9 protein-coding genes are annotated in these 19,354 nt (G+C 38.6%); 7 read left to right on the forward strand and 2 right to left on the reverse strand.

The genetic code is table 11. From position 1 onward, the window contains the following. Window positions 1-8: 8 nt before the first annotated feature. The 5 genes from ORI89_RS00275 to ORI89_RS00295 all read left to right on the forward strand — a co-directional run bounded on the left by ORI89_RS00275 (window position 9) and on the right by ORI89_RS00295 (window position 9,000). On the forward strand, window positions 9-2,408 hold the full coding sequence (locus tag ORI89_RS00275) for an ABC transporter permease (protein WP_268228415.1): 2,400 nt from the start codon (window positions 9-11) through the stop codon (window positions 2,406-2,408). Window positions 2,409-2,425: 17 nt separating this feature from the next. Further along, window positions 2,426-4,810: an ABC transporter permease gene (locus ORI89_RS00280; RefSeq protein ID WP_268228416.1), complete on the forward strand. Its 2,385-nt coding sequence runs from the start codon at window positions 2,426-2,428 to the stop codon at window positions 4,808-4,810. 26 nt (window positions 4,811-4,836) lie between these two features. Beyond that, window positions 4,837-7,236 (forward strand): FtsX-like permease family protein, encoded by a 2,400-nt coding sequence (locus ORI89_RS00285; RefSeq protein ID WP_268228417.1) that lies wholly within the window; start codon window positions 4,837-4,839, stop codon window positions 7,234-7,236. Between the two features lie 96 nt (window positions 7,237-7,332). Next, window positions 7,333-8,295, forward strand: coding sequence for a DUF4097 family beta strand repeat-containing protein (locus ORI89_RS00290; protein ID WP_268228418.1), 963 nt, complete (start codon window positions 7,333-7,335; stop codon window positions 8,293-8,295). Window positions 8,296-8,535: 240 nt separating this feature from the next. Continuing rightward, window positions 8,536-9,000 (forward strand): GNAT family N-acetyltransferase, encoded by a 465-nt coding sequence (locus tag ORI89_RS00295; protein ID WP_268228419.1) that lies wholly within the window; start codon window positions 8,536-8,538, stop codon window positions 8,998-9,000. 56 nt (window positions 9,001-9,056) lie between these two features. Here the strand turns inward: ORI89_RS00295 and ORI89_RS00300 are convergent, their stop codons facing one another. Together ORI89_RS00300 and ORI89_RS00305 are read right to left on the reverse strand one after the other, a co-directional pair. Further along, window positions 9,057-10,946 carry a RagB/SusD family nutrient uptake outer membrane protein gene (locus tag ORI89_RS00300; RefSeq protein WP_268228420.1) on the reverse strand — a complete coding sequence of 630 codons (1,890 nt, stop codon included), beginning with the start codon at window positions 10,944-10,946 and terminating at the stop codon, window positions 9,057-9,059. A gap of 16 nt (window positions 10,947-10,962) precedes the next feature. Next, a complete protein-coding gene (locus tag ORI89_RS00305) occupies window positions 10,963-14,106 on the reverse strand; it encodes a SusC/RagA family TonB-linked outer membrane protein (protein ID WP_268228421.1) in 3,144 nt (1,047 codons plus the stop codon). Between the two features lie 435 nt (window positions 14,107-14,541). Here ORI89_RS00305 and ORI89_RS00310 point away from each other — a divergent pair, with 435 nt between their 5' ends. Beyond that, window positions 14,542-16,905: an ABC transporter permease gene (locus tag ORI89_RS00310; RefSeq protein WP_268228422.1), complete on the forward strand. Its 2,364-nt coding sequence runs from the start codon at window positions 14,542-14,544 to the stop codon at window positions 16,903-16,905. Between the two features lie 15 nt (window positions 16,906-16,920). Beyond that, window positions 16,921-19,308, forward strand: coding sequence for an ABC transporter permease (locus ORI89_RS00315; RefSeq protein ID WP_268228423.1), 2,388 nt, complete (start codon window positions 16,921-16,923; stop codon window positions 19,306-19,308). Window positions 19,309-19,354 lie beyond the last annotated feature (46 nt).

Raw genomic sequence — 19,354 nt, forward strand, 5'->3', positions numbered from 1 at the left:
TTAAAATTATGATGAATCATTTTTTCAAAACAGCGTGGCGTAATATTACACATGACCGTACTTATTTTCTGACAAATATCATTGGTTTAACGGTGGGATTATTCTCCTTTATGTTACTGGCTAGTTTATTATTTAATGAACTATCTTATGACCGTCAGTGGATACATAAAGACGAACTCTTTCGAGTACGTTCTATTTTTTATGATGCAGATGGAAAAGAGCGATTTAAAAGCGAAACTGCTCCAATAGGACTTGCAAAAGCCTTAAGAAGAGATTTAGTGGAGATTGAAGGTGAAACAAATGTATTGCAGCATCAGCAAGTCTTACTTTTAAATTCACAAACAAAAGCCACGGCTAACCTAAATCTTTTGATTACTGATTCAACTTTTTTTAATCTCTTCGAGACCCAAGCTCTGTCGGGCAATCCGAAACAAACCGTTGGGCACATGAAAAATTTGATATTAACAGCCTCGGCTTATAAACGCTATTTTGGAGAGAAAGAGGTAGTCAGTCAAACTTATGAGACTTTACCTTTAGAGGGAGAATCCGAAACTTATTATATCAGTGCCATCATTGCAGATATACCTCACAACAGCCACCTGCATGCTGATGCGATTTTAGTACAACCTAATAACGACAACTTTGTCCCTGCAAAACACTATACACCCCAAACACAATACATAAAAGTGGCCAAAGGCACTGATATTTTAGCATTAAATAATAAAATAAAAGCATGGTATAATTCTATAAATTCTGACGGAAAATTTGAAAACAATACATTCTTTTTACAATCGATCAAAGATATACACTTGCGTACAGAAACAGGATGGAGTAGCCCCATGCGAGATATCTACCTATTAGCGACCATCAGCATTCTTATTCTCGTATTAATAAGCTTCAATTATATCAACCTCAACTTTGCGCAAGCCTTGAAGCAAAGTACAAACACAGGAGTCCGTAAAGTTCTTGGAGCTACACAGAAACATATTTACACACAATCTGCAACCGAGAGTATTGTATTTTTTGGTCTTGCCTTAATCTTTGCTTTAGGTGCTTACATTTTATTTATACCAGTCTTCGAGAATTATCTAGGCTATCCTTTAACCATGACGTTTACCAGTTCGCTAACGATGTTACTTTCGCTCAGCTTCTTCTGGTTCTCGATCGCTTTACTCATTAGCACATTAGCAGCAAGTAGCCTTGTTAAAACAAAAGTTACAACTGCACTTAAGAAAAAACTTGTCATATTAAGCCTCCCTTTAAAAATGGGGCTCACCCGATTTTTAGTGGTTTTTCAATTTACCACTGCTTTAATTATTGTCTTTGGCATGTTCGCTATGCGAGCGCAATTAAACTATATTGGGAACAAAAATCTAGGTTACAACCCTAAAAACTTGCTGCTGATAGATTTCTCGGATTGGGAAGGGCATGCTCAACGATTCAAACAAACATTGTTACAGCAGCCAAGCATCTCTTCGGCCAGCTATAGCCAATGGGCTCCTTTCGGAGGTTATGTCGATTTTGACAAAGTGAAATCCCCCAGCACAAATAAAGAGGAAACATTTGGAAAATTCGTTGCAGACTTCGACCTTCCACAAACTTTACAACTAGATTTAAAGGAAGGGCGCTACCTCCAGTCAGATTATGCCATGGATAGATTGACTTTCGATCCAGACGATACCAAAGATGCTATTCGAACTAATGTCCTCGTTACTGCAAACATTCTCACTCAACTAAACCTTAGGGTAGACGAAGAGTCTTCCCTTATCCGGCACAAGCCGGTCGGTGTATTAACTGATGTTCTTGGCGCTAGCTTGCACTACCCTTCATTAGGCATGATGATACAAGGACAGTCGGATTGGGCTTGGGACCAGGGCTGCTTATTAATCCGAGTCAACGAAGGTCAAGAACGAGAGGCAGAAATAGCCATAACTAACATATACAAAACATTCTTCCCAAGTAGAACCCTTATGATAAAACAAGTTGAAAACCTAGTTAATCAGCAGTATATCAAAGAAAAAAAACAATACCAACAATTAGCTTTCTTTAGTAGTATCAGCTTATTCATTGCCTTGATAGGAATATTTGGGCTTACAACTTTTACGCTCCAACAACGTGTAAAAGAAATTGGCATTCGCCGGATACTGGGCGCTTCGCTCAGGACTGTTATCCGTCTCATATCTGATTCTTTTCTTCGTTTACTAGTTATTTCCTTTCTCTTAGCCTTTCCTGTTGCTTGGTGGCTTGTAGGCAAATGGTTAGATAATTTCACTTATCGCATTGACATCCCTTATTTTACTTTCATTTTAGCAGGAATAAGCGTACTTATGCTCACTTTAATTGTGGTAAGCACAAAAGTGCTTAAAACAGCAAAAGCCAACCCCGTGGACAGTTTGAGGGATGAATAAATATAAAAAAAACAACTATGTTAAAAAACTATATAAAAACAGCATTCAGACAAATTAGACGCTATAAATTTCACAGCATATTGAGTGTTTTTGGTTTAGGCTTAGCGCTGGCCACCTGCTTATTTATATACACCTATAATAGTTACCAACTGAGTTTTGACCGCTCTTCAAGCGATGCGGACCGCACTTTCTTACTGGTGGAAGACTTAAAGCTTGATAAACTAGAGCACAATAAGGGCGGAGCTATAGCCATGTTTGAAGCTATTAAAAATGAGATTCCAGAAGTTGAACGAGCTATACTCTACACAGACAAACAAGAGTTTACATTAAAAATCGATCAACACCTCTTCAACACAGGTGCAAATGCGGCTTATGTCACTTCTGATTATTTTAATTTTTCAAGTATCCCATGGATAGCTGGCAATAAAAACCAACTGGACGAGCCGTACACGGTCGCTCTTAGTGAGAAACTTGCCAAACAATATTTTGGCAATAGTAACCCGATCGGCAAAACCATTGAAGTTGAAGGAAAGTTTCCCGTGAAAGTAGTCGGTATATTATCCGACAGCCACGATCCTTCAGACTTCCATTCTGACATCTACTTTTCTTGGGCCTCTATGCCAACTTTTAAAAATATTTCAAAAAATGATGGTTTATTTACAAATTGGGGCTATACCAATTCTGCTAATAATATCATCGTAACACTCAGAAACGCAGAGCAAAAGGAAAAAGTAGAACAGGCTATCCATGATCTGGTTGCGAAACATTGGCATAAAGATGTACTCCAGTATTATACATACAAATTATTACCAATCACAGCTTATCATTTTGATAAAGATTATGGCAAAGGCACGCAAGCTTCTCTACTATGGATACTAGCGTTAATTGCTTCGGGAATATTACTCATGGCTATTATTAACTATAGTAATATCGTAGCAGCTCAACAAATTTATCGGAGCACAGAAATGGCTATACGAAAAATTGCAGGGAGTACTAGAAAGCAGCTTTTTTTACAGTTTATTATTGAGTCGTTAATTATTTCCTTGGCTGCCACACTCTTCGGCGGTTTACTTTTCTGGCTCGCATTACACCTAGCCAACCTTAAGCTTTTTCAGCCTGAATACATACAAATTATCTCTTATATCAAATTAATCATATTAGCTCTTGGGCTTTGGTTTTTAGTAGCCTTTATCAACAGCATATATCCTATCCTATTTTTAAACAGAACAACGTTGGTCGGTTCTTTAAAAAAACAAGAAACAGGAAGCTGGAGTGTCAGCAAAACCGGACTTCTTATTGTTCAAAACACCATAGCTATACTTTTAGTTAGTGCTACAGTTGTTGTAGTTTCGCAAGTGCGCTTTTTACAAAACAGTAATATGGGATACGACAGAGAGGCTGTTCTCGTATTTCCACTAAAAATAGATATACTGAAAGATAAAGACCGCATAAACCAATACCTATCTGCACGTAACGATATTACTGCATACACATTCTGTGATAACCCGCCTTCCAATGATAAAGCATGGGGCGGCACTTTTAGATTTGACAATCGGGACGAGTGGGAAACGTGGGCACCTCGTTACGCAATAGCTGACTCTGCCTACATAAAAACATTCGGTATTCAACTAGTCGCTGGGCGCAACTACCGTACAGACGCCGCTACACCCGAGTATCTGATAAACGAATTGATGGCAAAAACATTAGGTTTTGACAATCCTGCTGAAATATTGGGTAAACCCCTACATGCAGGAGGTATGAATGACAAAGAACAGGGTATCATTGTAGGCGTAGTACAAAATTTTAATACCAATAGCTTAAATGAAGATCTATCTCCTACTGTAATAGGTTTTAATGAATCACGGTTAAAAAATCTTGCCATAAAATACAGTGGCAGTAGCCCTCAAAACTTATTGGTTGATCTAGAAAAAAAATGGAACAACTGGTATCCGAATAGTGTTTTAGAATACCAGTACTTGGACGATCGTATAGCACAGCTCTATCAGAAAGAAAGCCTGCTGTTGAAGTTAATATGGATATCAGCTGTAATTTCGCTCATCATAAGTTCAGTTGGCCTTTTAGGTTTACTGTCTATCATGATTGTCAAAAGAACCAAAGAAATAGGTATACGAAAAGTCTTAGGTGCAAGTCGTTTGGAAATTATACGTCTATTATCAAGCAGTTTTATCCGCTATTTAATTGTAGCTTTCATCATTGCACTTCCTATTGGCTGGTTATTGCTTAACCGATGGTTAGAAAGTTTTGTGTTCAAAATACAAATACAATGGTGGATGTTTGCATTTGCAGGAATCACAGCATTGATTATTGCCCTATTGACTATCAGTATACAGGCATTCACAGCGTCAAAGGTAAACCCAGTGGACAGTTTGCGAGACGAATAAGATTAAGTAGCTAAAGAACTTTAACCATGTTATTTATATTTAAAAAAGCTTTCCGCTCACTAAAAAACAATAAGACCAATAGTCTGCTCAACTTATTAGGACTTACCATAGGCCTTACAGCAACCATTCTTATCGCAGTAGTCATCTCCGATGAACTTTCTTACGATCGTCATTGGTCGCATGCGAACGACAACTACCGTCTACTGACGATTATGAAAGATGCAGGCTCCTATCAGGAAAAAGGAGGAACTGTTCCCGGTATGTTAGCACCGGCACTAAAAAACAACTTTCCAGAAGTTGTTGAATACAGCGAAATATATCCCGAACTCAGCAGCTTAAAAATTAGTAGAGGTACCGATGAAGTTATAAAAACGAACATACTACATGCCGATACAGCTGTTTTTCATCTATTAGATGTCAAGCTTATTTCGGCTGACGATTTAATTCCGAGGGGCGACTTAAAAAAGGTTATACTATCAGAAAGCTTTGCCAAGACACATTTTTCAGGAAAAGAAGTGCTGAACAGCAACATATTTGAGGTATCCCCATACGACGATGGGTTACAGCAGTATGTGGTAGCGGGCGTTATGAAAGACCTTCCCGTTAACAGTCATTTACGAGGTGACATGATTCTGCTCAGTGACCGCAAAGAACAAGAACTTAGCAAACAGAATTTTGGACGCTATACACGACATTATATCCAATTAAAACCGGGAACGAATGCGGAAACGTTTGAAACCAAACTTAACACTTGGTTTCAGGAGTTTTGGGGCAGCGATAATATGAGCTTTGCGCTACAAGCTATGCCTGATATTTACTTGAAGACTGATTTCAGTGCCTATCAGCCTATCAAAGGAAGCCTCAGAAACGTATACATCTTCGGAGCAGCGGCTGTATTGCTCCTGCTCATCGCTTGTATGAATTATATCAACCTAAGTACAGCATCACTCAGTAAAAAGCTAAAAGAAATTGCTGTTCGAAAAACCCTAGGTGCTTCTCGCTGGTCTATTATTGCTCAATCTTTAAGTGAGTCTTTATTATTATTCGGCACCGCTCTATTTATTTCTTTATTACTATATATTTTAGCCTTCCCACAGCTCGAAAAGTTTATCGGACACCCCATTGCTTTCCGTATAGAAGAAAACTGGAAACATATCTTTAACCTGCTATTAACCATAACGGGGGTATGCCTGCTTTCGGGTTTATATCCTGCTTTACTTACAGCTGATACAGCTGTACTTTCGGGCTTAAACAACCTATCAAAAGATACAAAACGACATCGTAATTGGCTACGCCAGACGCTTGTTGTCATGCAGTTCAGCATGACCATTGTGATCTTTGTGGGCATAATCGTCGTAAATCAGCAAGTAGAGTTCTTCAAAACAAAAGACTTAGGCTTCAACACCGAAGGCTTAATCAGTATAGACTATGTGTCATGGGATAATAAGGAAAACACTTTAAGAAGCGAACTACAGAAAAATCCTGCCATCAAATCCATGAGCTTTAGTAGTTGGATACCTTCGGAGGGTGCCGGATATATGCTCCGTAATTTTACAGACCCCAATGATCCGAATAAGAAAATAGATCTTTGGTACATAGCTGGCGAGACAAATTTAGCCGAGACCCTCGGCATGCGTCTTAAGAGCGGACGGCACTTAAGTAATTCCTTACCTACGGACGCTATTGCGGCTAATGACTATGATGCAGAAGCTAATGCCATACGACCTGCTGTACTAACAGCTACAGCTGCTGCTTCCCTCCATGCTACAATCAATAAATCTATAGCTGAAGTAAAAATAACTCCTGTTGGCGTGATCGAAGACTTCAACAGCGAATCTTTGCACTCCAATATTGCCCCTACCGTCATTGTAGGCTACAAAAATCCAGAACACGGTGCCTTACTCATCCGTACAGAAATAGGCAAAGAACGGGAAGTTATGCAAAATATCCCCAGCGTTTGGAAAGATATCTATCCAGACAAACTGCTAACCCTAAACATTGTTAAAGAAACGATAGATAAACAATACCAAGCAGAAGACAAATTAAATAAGTTAATCTTTGGTTTTGGCTTACTCGCTCTTCTTATAGCTGTTCTTGGTGTTTTTGGCTTATTAATACATGCTTTAAATATACGAACAAAAGAAATAGCAATCCGTAAGGTTCTGGGAGCTAGCTCATCACGCCTCAGCTATCTATTAGCTAAGGATTTTATTAAAATCTTGCTTCTCGCTATAGCGCTGGCATCTCCGATAGCTTGGCTGTTACTCAACAACTGGCTAGAAAATTTCGCCTATCGCATAAACTTACAATGGTGGATGTTTGCAGTAGCCGTTCTGTTGATTGCAACAACTGTGTTATTAACTTTAAGTATTAATATTCTGCGAGCAGCACGAACTGCACCTGTAGACAGTTTAAGGGATGAATAGTGTATATTTAAATAAAAAACAATAATCTTGGAAGAGAAACAGAATCGTCGCAACTTTGTTAACAACAATAAGAAAATCAATTAAAACAAAAACGTTATGAAAAAAACACTAATTGCATTAATCTTTTTAATTACTAGCACTGGTCTATTTGCGCAAGAACTAGCCCGCAAAGAAACATTTTCACTAAGCGCAATTAAAGATTTAGCTGTGTCAACAACTGGAGGATATATACAGGTTAACGGCGCCAAGCAAGGCGAGGCCTCTGTTGAACTATGGGTTCAAAAAAATGGCATTCGATTTGGCAACAAGGGTGATCTCAAAAAATTACTTAACGAACATTTCGATATCGTAATAGCGCTACAAGGCGGGACATTAACAGCCTCGGCAAAAGCGAAAAAAGGGAAAACAGGTAACAACCCTGTGTCCGTTTCATTCGTAATCATTGTTCCTGAGAAAGTAAACAGCAATTTAAAAACATCAGGAGGCAGCATTACGTTAAACAATCTCGATGGAAACTCAACTTTCCAAACCGCTGGCGGAAGTCTTACACTCAACAAACTTAACGGTACAATTAATGGACTCACATCGGGTGGCAGCATTACAGCGGCTCATTTAAATGGCCCTGCGACCCTCAAAACTTCCGGAGGCTCCATTACTATTAAAGATAGCAAAGGACAACTTGAAGCTCGTACCTCAGGCGGTTCCATCAACCTGAATGACATCGAAGGCCCTATGATTGTCAGTACATCGGGTGGTTCTATAAACGGCAATGATTTAGCGGGTAGCTTACAGGCAAAAACAAGCGGTGGCAGTGTCAACGTCAAAATGGATAAAGTAGTAGACTTACTTGACTTAAGCACGAGTGCCGGAACAATTAACATACGTGTTCCACAGGCGGGCTACAAAGTACAGCTACATGGTTCAGGCATTAGTCTACCGAACGGCTCCAGCTTTACAGGAAAACAGGATAAACGATCAGCGGAAGGAACTATCGGTAATGGTGGCGCTCAAATAAAAGCCAATACTAGTGCGGGAAGTGTCCGTTTGAATTTTGACTAAGGACTAAAGTTTTAAATAAAACATGCTGAACTTCATAATTTGAGCTTGTTCAGCATGTTTTATTATGGCATAGTGATAATAGCCCCCCATTCTCGCAGTTAATCATTAAGGGATAGTAATATATAGACGGAAACAGAGTCTGTATAAACTTACCAGCATTACTTAACTACCTCTCTGTAGATTATACTGAAGATAAGTTTATAAATACGCGAAATGAAGTAAAATCTTTATCTTGCGAATATGGTCAGGAAAGCACAGATATCAGATCTTACAGCGTTATTCAAGCTCTATAACACTCTTTTTCAGCTCATGGAAAAGATGGAACCCAATTATATGAAAACGCCCGAAGAAGAAGAACTTTTCTTAATCAGCGTACTTACTGAAGAAAACAATCTGATTGCTTTCGTATATGAAGAGCATGAAAATATACTTGGCTTTGTAATCGCTAACTTACGTGATTCTCCGGAATACAGTAATTATATTCCTCAAAAAGCTGTTTACCTTGTCGATATTGTCGTCGATGAGAATAGCCGAGATCAAGGAATCGGGAAAGCATTGATTGATCGGGTAAAAGAATGGGGAACAGAAAATGCGGTAGATTATTTTGAGCTGACTGTTTTATCGGCAAACCAAGCCGCTATCCGCCTCTATGAACGAGAAGGTTTAATACCATTCAGTGTAAATATGCGTATGAAAATGAAGTAACCCCTTTTAACTTCTCCATATTAAAGAAGCCAAAAGGGGTATATCCTAATTTTCCGCTACAAATCTACTCCTGGAGGAACAACCTGAGGAGTCTCATTATTTTCTGCACCAGGATATCCAACATTCTGGTTAATAACTCCTTTAACATTTAAATTAATCACATTTGCCGGTATAGGCCATAACATATGATGCACACTAATTTTATACTCCGCCCATTTATGTTTTACGCCCTTATTATAGAAATTATTTTTATCTACAACCCTATCATACCAAAAATTAACTCCTTCCTGTTTTACATTGGAGTTTATACCTCCCGGCCCGGTAATGTTATTTAATTGATACACACGTCCACCAAAAATTTCACAAGGCTTACCTGTTTTAGCATAGGTGTAAGACATCCGTACCAACTCTATATGCCTATTCTCTTCATAATATAACTCCCGAGCACGTTCATCAAGTATCTCTCCAATATTCACGTCAGCTGCAGATAAGGAAGCAGCTCCTGATCTGGTACGAACCTCATTCAAGGCCACAGCGGCATCTCCCAATTGACCTTTCCAGTAATAGGCTTCTGCCATTAATAAATAAACTTCTGCTGTTCGGTACACATACCATGGTGTTTCCCCACCGCGTGCTTCCGAAGATGAAAGAGGATCTGGAACAAACAATTTATAATGGGGCCAAGAAAACCATAGGCGGATCGTATCTTCCACAGGCATGGAGTTACTTTTTACAAAGTTTTTTCCATACCATTGATTATTACTTGTTTTTAGACTTGGATTATTATATTTAAGATCCTCCATACGCTTCCAGCTATCCCTATTGTGATATCCGCGCAAATCATCTTTTTCCTTATCTTTTCTCCATATTTCATTACTAAAATACCAAGTTGGTCTTAATCTTCCAATACCTCTACCATAGGTTTTATTCAGGTCCATTTCTGGGTCAGTTTCACCAGGAGCTAGATTGAGACTGGTGCCCGTCTCACCATCCGGTGTCTTAATACCACCATTATTCCAGAAAGGAACTCCATTTCGCATGGTTGCAATAGTTTGCGATCCATCAATTTCCGGATACGACACCACATACATCAGTCCCTCGGTATTACTCATGTCTAACTTAGCTTCAACACTGTGTAAATCAAACATGAGGTTAGTATTTGGGCGATCTTTATTAATTGTAAAACGGTTGCGCATTAAGGGATTTTTAGCAACGATTTCCTTTCCAACTTCTACGGCTCGATCAAAATCCGTCAATGCCATTGCTACTTTCATTAATAATACGCCAGCTGCCGCCTTTGAGGTTCTTCCCCTATCTACGACCTGAGGTAACCACTCATAGGCATATTCTAGATCTTTTTTAAGTCTCTCCAAAATTGACCACCTGTCATGGGTATAAAAATCATACACAGGCTCTTTTATCTCTCCTTCTAAGAATGGTACATCGCCAAATTGATGTACTAATTTAAAATAACGGTATGCACGTTGAAAATAAGCAGCTGCCAATATCGCATTTCTCTCTTTTTCATCTTTAAACTCTGCATCATCTATTCGATTAATAACCATATTCGCATACTTAATTCCTTTATACCCTTCATCCCAATACCAGCCCAATCGGGTCGTGTTAACATCATTTAAACTAGCGTCTGGCATAAGCGCAATATCCATATCCATCTGTGGACCAGCCTTATCCGTCGTTCCTTCCACAGCTACTTCCGAATGCATAATCTCTGTTAAAATCGGCGCTCCGTCTCCAAAGAATTCATGGCGCATATTTCTTTCACAAGCCGTTAGTGCTGCATACATTCCCTCGGCATTCGTCAGTGCAATATCTGGATCAAAAAAAGCAAGTGGCTTGGGTTTCAACCAGCTATCACTACAGCTCCAAATACTAAGAGAAACACTTGCAGCCACCAATAAGCCTATTTTTTTATATCTTCTTATCATGTTTTATATTCTTTTTTTATAATGCAAAATTAACCCCTAATGAAAATGTTCTCGGTGTTGGCCCCTTCCCTTTATCATCATTTGAATCAGTATGTGTCTCAGCCTCCGGATCTCTAAATTTCCAATGTGGGGCCCAAACTGCAGCGTTACGGACAGCTGCCGATATACGCATGTTTTGAACGTGAACTTTCTTTAACCATTCTGCAGGTACTCTATAAGAAAAAGTGATGCTCTCCAAGCGTACAAAAGATTTGTCTACATAATTATTCCCAATATTTTTTGACCCTATACGTGCATAATCATTAATTGGGTTGGCCGCTGTCCAACGCCCCATATAATAATCTGTTGCACGGTCAGCAAAAACACTATTATTAGCTGCTCTATTAAAGGAGTGGTTTTGGCCCCAATTCGAGTAAAGGAAAAGGGATAGATCGAAATTTTTATAATTGAAATCATTACGTAATGACCAACGGAACCTCGGTGTAGTATACCCTTGAAATACCCTATCCGCATTCGTCATTACCCCGTCTTCATTTTGATCTTTGTATTTAAAATCTCCTGGCTGTAAGCCGTACTTTTTCGCTTCAGCTTCTTCGCCCACCTGCCATACGCCTACTCTTTCATAATCCCATATACGATCCGGATCTTGTCCTATAAACCATTTATTTTTAATATCATCCGCCTCACGTTCTCCTACAATATTTCCAGAAGCATCACGCACAGGTATCATATCCCCATACAGCTTCTTAATCTTACGCCGGTTTACCATAAAAATAGCTGTAGCATTCCAGTTAAAGTTATCCTTACGCAAGATGCTTCCATTCAACGTGAACTCAAACCCATGATTTCCCAACTCTCCTAAATTAGCCGCTACACTATTAAAGCCAATAATATTAGGAAGGGCTCTATCAACTAATAGATCCTTTGTTGTTGCGTTGTAATACTCAAACGCACCACTTAAACGATTACTAAACAAAGAAAAATCAAGCCCTAAGTTATAGGAAGCTTTGGTTTCCCATTTAAGACCTAAATTTTCCATTCTATTAACATAAAGCTGTGAATACAAATAAAGATTTCCTTTCTGATCTATATATGGATGCAGCCCCGAGGTCATATCTGATAATGCGTCATACTGCCCAATATCTCTGTTACCATTTTTACCCCACGAGAGGCGAAGTTTTCCATAATCTAGCCAGCTCGATGCAAATTTCATAAAGTTTTCATCTGAAAAATTCCAGGCAAATGCCAAGGCTGGGAAGGTAGCTCTTGGATTCTGCGCACCAAAAGCAGAGTAACCATCCCGCCTAACAGAGGCTGTTACCATATACTTACTCCTATACGAATAATAAACACGTGCCATCATAGCATCACCAGTCTTATAAGTATCATCACTTTCGTTCAGAGGAACCGATCCAGCCTGTATACGATGCCATCCCAACACGTCGCTTGGAGTATATTTTGAAGCTTTTGCAGAAGTCATCCAAAACTGTCCCTTTTCCGCATTCTGCAACAAAGTAACTTCAAGGCTGTGTTCATTAAAGCTTTTCTTCCAGCGAAGAATATTATCTATCTGCCAATTGTAGGTTTTTTCATTGCGTCGTTCTGAGCTTCCACCTTTGGCTTTCCACTCAGGATTATTTGAAGAGTCGTGGTTATAATATTCTCTATACGATAAATAAGGTGAAAAAGTAGATTGAAATTCTATACCAAATGGTAATTTAACTATTGCATATAAATTTGATGTCAATGTATTATAACGATCTACCCGATCACGAAACATATTGTCATAAAAAGGGTTTAGTGGCGTCACGTCTCCTGTGGGTAAACGTTGATATGGACTATTTGAATCCCCTATATTATTTGACCCATAAGGAGAAATAATAGCAGATTGTCCCCACTCCGCGGCTAAAAATCCTTCATTACGTGCTGCAAAATTATTGTTTGCACCAACCTTTAGAAACGGAGCGATTTTAGCCTCTAAGTTTAAACGGGTACGAAAATTCTTAAACCGATCCCCCACTACAACACCTTCCCTATCGATATGATTGAAAGAAAGATAGTAGCTGCTATGTTCTGAACTATTGGACACACTTGCCGAATAATCCTGCTGAAAGCCATTATGAAAAACCAAATCTTGCCAATTTGTTAAATTATTGGCCATGTAATTATCAATTTCTGGTGATTTAAGCTCCAGACGAGAAAGCCAGCTCCTTAACAATTCTTTTTCGCTCACCGAGCTTACTGGATCTTTTTGATCATAATTATACCAATCTAATTGATTAACACCAGTTAATTTACGAGGGTCAACAAACATTTCGGGATGATCACTAAGATATTCATCCGTACGTCTCCCTATCTCATAATCATACCGATACGCTAGAAATTCTTCCCCTGTCATTACTCTGGGCATTTTTGCATTTTGAACCACACCTACATTTGCATTAAAGGAAATCATGGGTTTACCAGTCTTACCTTTTTTAGTAGTAATGAGGATCACACCATTTGCTGCTTTCGCACCAAATACAGCTGTGGCACTAGCATCTTTTAAGATATCAATAGATTGAATATCATTAGGGTTAAGATCTTCAAAACTACCATCAAAAATCACTCCATCTACAACAGTTAGTGGGCTACTTCCAGCCTTTAATGTCCCTTTACCACGCACAAGCATAGGTGCATCGCCTTTTGCCGTACTTCCCTGACCAATGATCATCCCCGCTGCATTTCCTCGAAGAAGATCTTGTACAGAGCGTGGCGCCTCTTTCTCCAATTTATCAGCTTGAACAGATGATACAGCACCTGTTAAATCTTTACGTTTGGCGGTTCCATAGCCCACTACTACAACCTCTTCCAGATCTTCTAGAGATTCGGTCATTATAATTTCCACAGTACTCTGTCCTGCTAATCGCTCTTCACGGGACTGATACCCGCCATGGCTAAATACAAGAATACCAGAACTTCCTTGTTTCAGATTCAACTGAAACTTTCCCTCTTCATTTGTAGACGTACCTGTTGTACTTCCTTTTAATATAACGGAAACAGATGCTAATGGTTCACCACTCTTATTACGTACTGTCCCAACTATTTCCTTTTCCTGGGCCAATGCCCACAAAGAGAAGAAGGTCATTAATAATAAGATAACATTTCTTAATGATATCATAATTGCTTTTTTAATGGTTTAAAATTAAACTTAGACTACGCCAGACTGATCTTTATAAGATATTTCAACCTCTCTTAGGAAAAATACCGGCACTTGTATTTAGATTTAGTTATAATCAAACATAAAAATTATAAGATTTTCGAAAAAGAAACAGTCAATAAATATTTACGAAATCGTTGTAGCTCCACCGGAACAAATACATTAAAAACAAAACCCATAAACAGCTAACAAACAGCGCAATAATAAAACTAACCCTCCTAAAACTTAATATTTTTGAAATACGCCAATATGTAGTCCCTGTTCAGTGTCGTACATACAACTGTCCGAAAACGAACAGTATCCAATCGAACATTATCACCAAAACCATAATAAACAACCACTTACATAAAAGGCACGTCGCTTGCAACAATTTTTTTAGGGTTTTAAAAAAGTATTATGGTACGTAATCATATAAAAATCGCATGGCGTAACTTGTGGAAAAACAGCAGCTTCACCTTGATTAATATTATTGGACTAGCTATAGGTATGGGTGCAGTTTTAATTATAGCACTGTGGGTAAAAAGTCAATGGCAATATGATCGTTTTTACAGTAATTCTCAAGATATTTACAAGGTATGGAATCATTATAAAGATGAACAAGCCGTAACTGTTCACGATATCACAGCAGGAGCTGTAGCAAAATCCTTAGCAGATGAATATCCCGAAGTACTGCATACTGCCAGATTATACTGGTCATCAAGTGACTTACTTTCTTATAACGGGAAACATATCAAGTCTACGGGTAATTCCACAGATAAATCTTTTCTGGAAATTTTTGATTTCCCTTTGTTAAAAGGAGAACGCAGCACCGTTCTGGCAGAAGAAAACAACATCGTACTGACTGAAAGCTTAGCAAAGAGTTTATTTGGTAAAACGGATCCTATAGGCAAAATAGTTACCCTCAATAACAAAGATCCTTATCTCGTTTCAGGCGTCGTTAAAGATCTTCCCGGCAATACTACTTTTGACTTCAACTTTCTTATTCGTATCAGCCAAGCCGATGAACAGTTATATAGTGATTGGAATACAAATACTTTTTATACCTATGTTAAGCTACAGGAAAACACAAATACGGAGCAATTCAACAAAAAACTAAGTTCATTTTTAAAAAAATATGTACCTGGTAAAGACCACAGTAAACTTTTCCTATACCCGATGTCAAAAATGCATTTATATGGAAATTTTGAAAATGGTATTCCTTCAGGAGGCAAAATTGAGCAGGTACAGCTCGTCGCTGGTATAGGTGCATTAATCATACTTATAGCTTGTATCAATTTCGTCAATCTCAGCACGGCACGTGCTCAGCGTAGAGCCAAAGAAGTAGGTGTTCGGAAAGTTATAGGAGCAGGAAGAAAAAGCTTAATAGCTCAGTTTTTAACCGAATCCGTCTTATTAGCTTCCATAAGTGGAGCAGTCGCTATTCTTATTTCCTTTGTAGCCTTACCTTTATTTAACCAATTACTGGACACTCCCATAGCACTTGATTTTTTTAACCTCCCTTTTTTCTTACTTCTAATAGCTTGTATATTGCTAACCGGCCTATTAGCCGGGATATATCCGGCCTTTGTACTATCTGCTTTTGATCCTTCAAAAACATTAAAAGGATTGACCCTGAAAAACAAATGGGGTTTTAATCTGCGACAATCATTGGTAGTAGTACAATTCAGTATTGCACTCATGCTTATTATTGCGACTATTATCGTTCGTATGCAAATTGTTCACGGTATCAATCGTGACATAGGCTATGAAACAAGCAATTTAATAGAGATTCAAGCTGAGGGCAATGCAGACAAAAATTTTGAAGCAATAAAAACAGAACTCCTGCAAAATCAAGCTGCTGAAGAAGTAACACGCACTGGTTGGACCATAACCGGGGATTACTCTAGTGCAGGAGGAGGATATCGATGGGAGGGCTCTACGCCTGAACAAGAGAAAAACATGGGGTTTCGCCTGTACCGTGCAGAAAGTAACTTTATTCGTACTTATGGCTTACAACTTATTGATGGCCGTGATATAGATTATGCACGCTTAGCAGCAGATAGTACAGCTATACTGCTTAATGAAAGTGCAATAAAAGCCATGCAAATAGATCAACCTATAGGGAAAATAATATACCGAAATGAACAGGAATATACTATAGTGGGAGTTTTTAATGATTTTATCTTAGGGTCACCGTACGAACCAATACGCCCCATGTTAATTAATGCTTCTCATAATTTTCTATTTAACATAGCCATACGTCTGAACACGCACCAAGACCGTAAAGAAAATCTACAAGCTATAGAACAGGTATTCAAAAAATTTAACCCCCAATATCCTTTCAATTATCGTTTTGTTGACGAATTGCACCAACACAAATTTAAAGGTGAAAAGCAGATGGCAACACTAGCCATGACCTTCTCTATCCTTGCGATCTTTGTATCTTGCCTTGGTCTCTTTGGTCTATCGGCCTATATGGCAGAAACACGAAGTAAAGAGATAGGCATACGAAAAGTATTAGGAGCATCTATTGCAGGTGTAATTGTCATGCTTTCTAAAGATTATATTAAGCTTGTCACACTCGCTTTAGTTATAGGCTCTCCCCTTGCTTGGTGGGCAATGAATAAATGGTTGAACGATTTCACATACCGCATCAATATCCCTATTTGGATATTTATTGTTGCGGGTACTGTTGCAATCACTATTGCTTTACTTACGGTTGGAACACAGGCTTTACGTGCCGCCCGAGCAAATCCTGTAGACAGTTTGAGGGATGAGTAGTAAAATTATTAAGATATGATAAAAACATATTTAAAAAACTTAAAACGTAATATAGCAAAGAAGCCTTTAAACAACATAATCAATCTGTTGGGTTTAAGCAGTGCTTTCACGTTTTCATTGCTAATCGCTGCTTTTGTATGGAACGAAACACATGTAAATGCTGATTTAAAAGATATTGAGCGACAATATTTACTACATAGTGAAGCCACAGGTATCACTACTGCTGGTTTACTTGCTCCGACCTTAACTCAAGATTATCCTAATCTTGTTGAAGATTACTTTCGCTTTGATGGTATACAAAGTATAGCTAGTTACAATAATAATAAGCATAATTTATCCGCTATTATTGCCGATGACAGTTTTTTCAACATGTTCGGCTTCATTCTTCAAGAAGGGAATCCAGAAACCGCTCTTACTCAGCCTGACCAAGTGGTACTAACCTATGAAACTGCACTTCGATTTTTCGGACGGACCACAAACATTCTCGGAGAACAGCTTGAAATAAACAATTTCAATGAGGAAAAAAAGTTATTCCATGTGAGCGGGGTGTTAAATAAACTTAGCGAAAACTCTGTCATTGATCTTATCGCAGATAGTCCGACCGAAATTATTTTCCCTTTAAAAAGTGGAGATTTCTTAGGCCGTAACCTCGATTCATGGGAAAATCCCTACATCGCTTCTTACATAAAACTTAAAGAGGGAGTAGCTACAGCACAATTGAAAGCTCCGATACTAAAGCTTTTGGACACTCATATGCAGGCTGATCAACAAAAGTTCTTAGGACAAACTAAGCTATCAAACCTCAGCACCTACCATTTAGAAAAAGCTAATGCTAGCATTAAAAACATGCTCATTACCCTGAGTTTAATCGCAGGCTTTATACTACTCATGGCCAGCGTAAACTTTATCAATATAAACACTAATTCGGCAACAAAAAGACTTCGAGAAATCAGTGTTCGTAAAGTACTGGGCGCAGATAAGTGGCACCTACGTTTACCTATCCTTCTGGAGTCTCTACTTTTTGTAGGGCTTTCGCTGCTAATCTCTATTGCATGCTATCCCCTACTCTCAAAATGGAGCAGTGCATTGTTTGGAAAACAGCTTCCACCTCTGTATGTCTTCGACATGAACTTTTGGCTTTACACCCTTGCCATTGCTCTACTCATTTCAGCTGTTGCAGGTATCTACCCTGCATTTAGGCTTTCATCACTCCCTACAGGTGATGCACTTAAAGGTAAGATTACACACCCGATTGAAAACACCCTTATTAAAAAAGGGCTAGTCAGCTTTCAGTTTGCTGTGACACTTACTATTTTGATCTGTTCAGTTTATATTTTCTATCAGATCAAGGTTATACACTCCAGCAGCAAATTAGGATACGACAAAGACTTGCTCATAACCGTTACTACGCCTCGCAATTGGTCACATGAAGGGCTACAACAAATGAATGACATTAGAGATCGACTGTCACAACACAGTAGTATTGCTTCTATTAGTCTCTCTTATGACATCCCTACAGCTATGGGGTCAGGCATTGACGCTGTAAAAACAAATGCTGCTGCGACACAAGAGCTCCCTGCCCAGTATATTTTTGCTGATGAGTACTTCGCAACTACATACAAAATACCCATGTTGGCTGGCGAATTTATTGGCAAAGAAAAGGGGTACAACGGCGTGGTCATAAACACTATCTTAGCGAAAAACATGGGTTATTCAAACCCATCTGATGCTGTTGGAAACACTATTTTTATTCCAGCTTATAACACCGAGATCACAATATCAGGCGTAACCGCCGATTTCTATAGCAATTCTCTACACAGCCCAATGCTTGCCACCATCTGGCTACCTATGGTTTCCAGACCTATGTTTCGTTTTTTCTCTATACGTCTGATGCCTGGTGATCTGAAACAAACTATTTCTAACATAGAAAACGAATGGCACAAGATAATGCCCGATGCACTCTTCCAATACAATTTTATGGACGAGCGGCTGGCTGTCCGTTACCATACGGAGAGTAGAATACAACAAGCGGGTATCGTTGCAACAATACTAACATTAATAATTACCCTATTGGGAATATTCAGCCTATTAGCTCAGCGCATAGAATTAAGTATAAAAGCAATCGGCGTACGTAAAGTATTGGGGGCAACTGCAAATCAAATCAATGGATTATTCATCCGTGAAATAGGCTATCTCTATTTAACCGCTTTACCCATTTCCTTACTTGCATCTTACTGGATAATCAATAAATGGCTCAATAACTTTCAAGAAAAAACAAGTTACGATATTTTAAAAACTAGCGTTCCTATACTACTTTTAGCTATTACTGTAATACTATTGATCAGTCTGCAAACTTATAAAGCTGCCCGGGCAAATCCGGTAGATAGTTTAAGGGATGAGTAAAGTAAAAAAGTCGAATAGCTAAATACTATTCGACTTTTTCACAAAA

Origin of the sequence: Sphingobacterium sp. UT-1RO-CII-1 (assembly GCF_026711005.1) — a bacterium.
Lineage (GTDB): Bacteria > Bacteroidota > Bacteroidia > Sphingobacteriales > Sphingobacteriaceae > Sphingobacterium.

What these genes read in the sequence shown, in the direction of transcription:
- ORI89_RS00310 (WP_268228422.1), top strand. Translation starts at nt 14,542, where the DNA reads ATGGTACGTAATCATATAAAAATCGCATGGCGTAACTTGTGGAAAAAC.
- ORI89_RS00285 (WP_268228417.1), top strand. Translation starts at nt 4,837, where the DNA reads ATGTTATTTATATTTAAAAAAGCTTTCCGCTCACTAAAAAACAATAAG.
- ORI89_RS00290 (WP_268228418.1), top strand. Translation starts at nt 7,333, where the DNA reads ATGAAAAAAACACTAATTGCATTAATCTTTTTAATTACTAGCACTGGT.
- ORI89_RS00280 (WP_268228416.1), top strand. Translation starts at nt 2,426, where the DNA reads ATGTTAAAAAACTATATAAAAACAGCATTCAGACAAATTAGACGCTAT.
- ORI89_RS00315 (WP_268228423.1), top strand. Translation starts at nt 16,921, where the DNA reads ATGATAAAAACATATTTAAAAAACTTAAAACGTAATATAGCAAAGAAG.
- ORI89_RS00295 (WP_268228419.1), top strand. Translation starts at nt 8,536, where the DNA reads ATGGTCAGGAAAGCACAGATATCAGATCTTACAGCGTTATTCAAGCTC.
- ORI89_RS00300 (WP_268228420.1), bottom strand. Translation starts at nt 10,946, where the DNA reads ATGATAAGAAGATATAAAAAAATAGGCTTATTGGTGGCTGCAAGTGTT.
- ORI89_RS00275 (WP_268228415.1), top strand. Translation starts at nt 9, where the DNA reads ATGATGAATCATTTTTTCAAAACAGCGTGGCGTAATATTACACATGAC.
- ORI89_RS00305 (WP_268228421.1), bottom strand. Translation starts at nt 14,106, where the DNA reads ATGATATCATTAAGAAATGTTATCTTATTATTAATGACCTTCTTCTCT.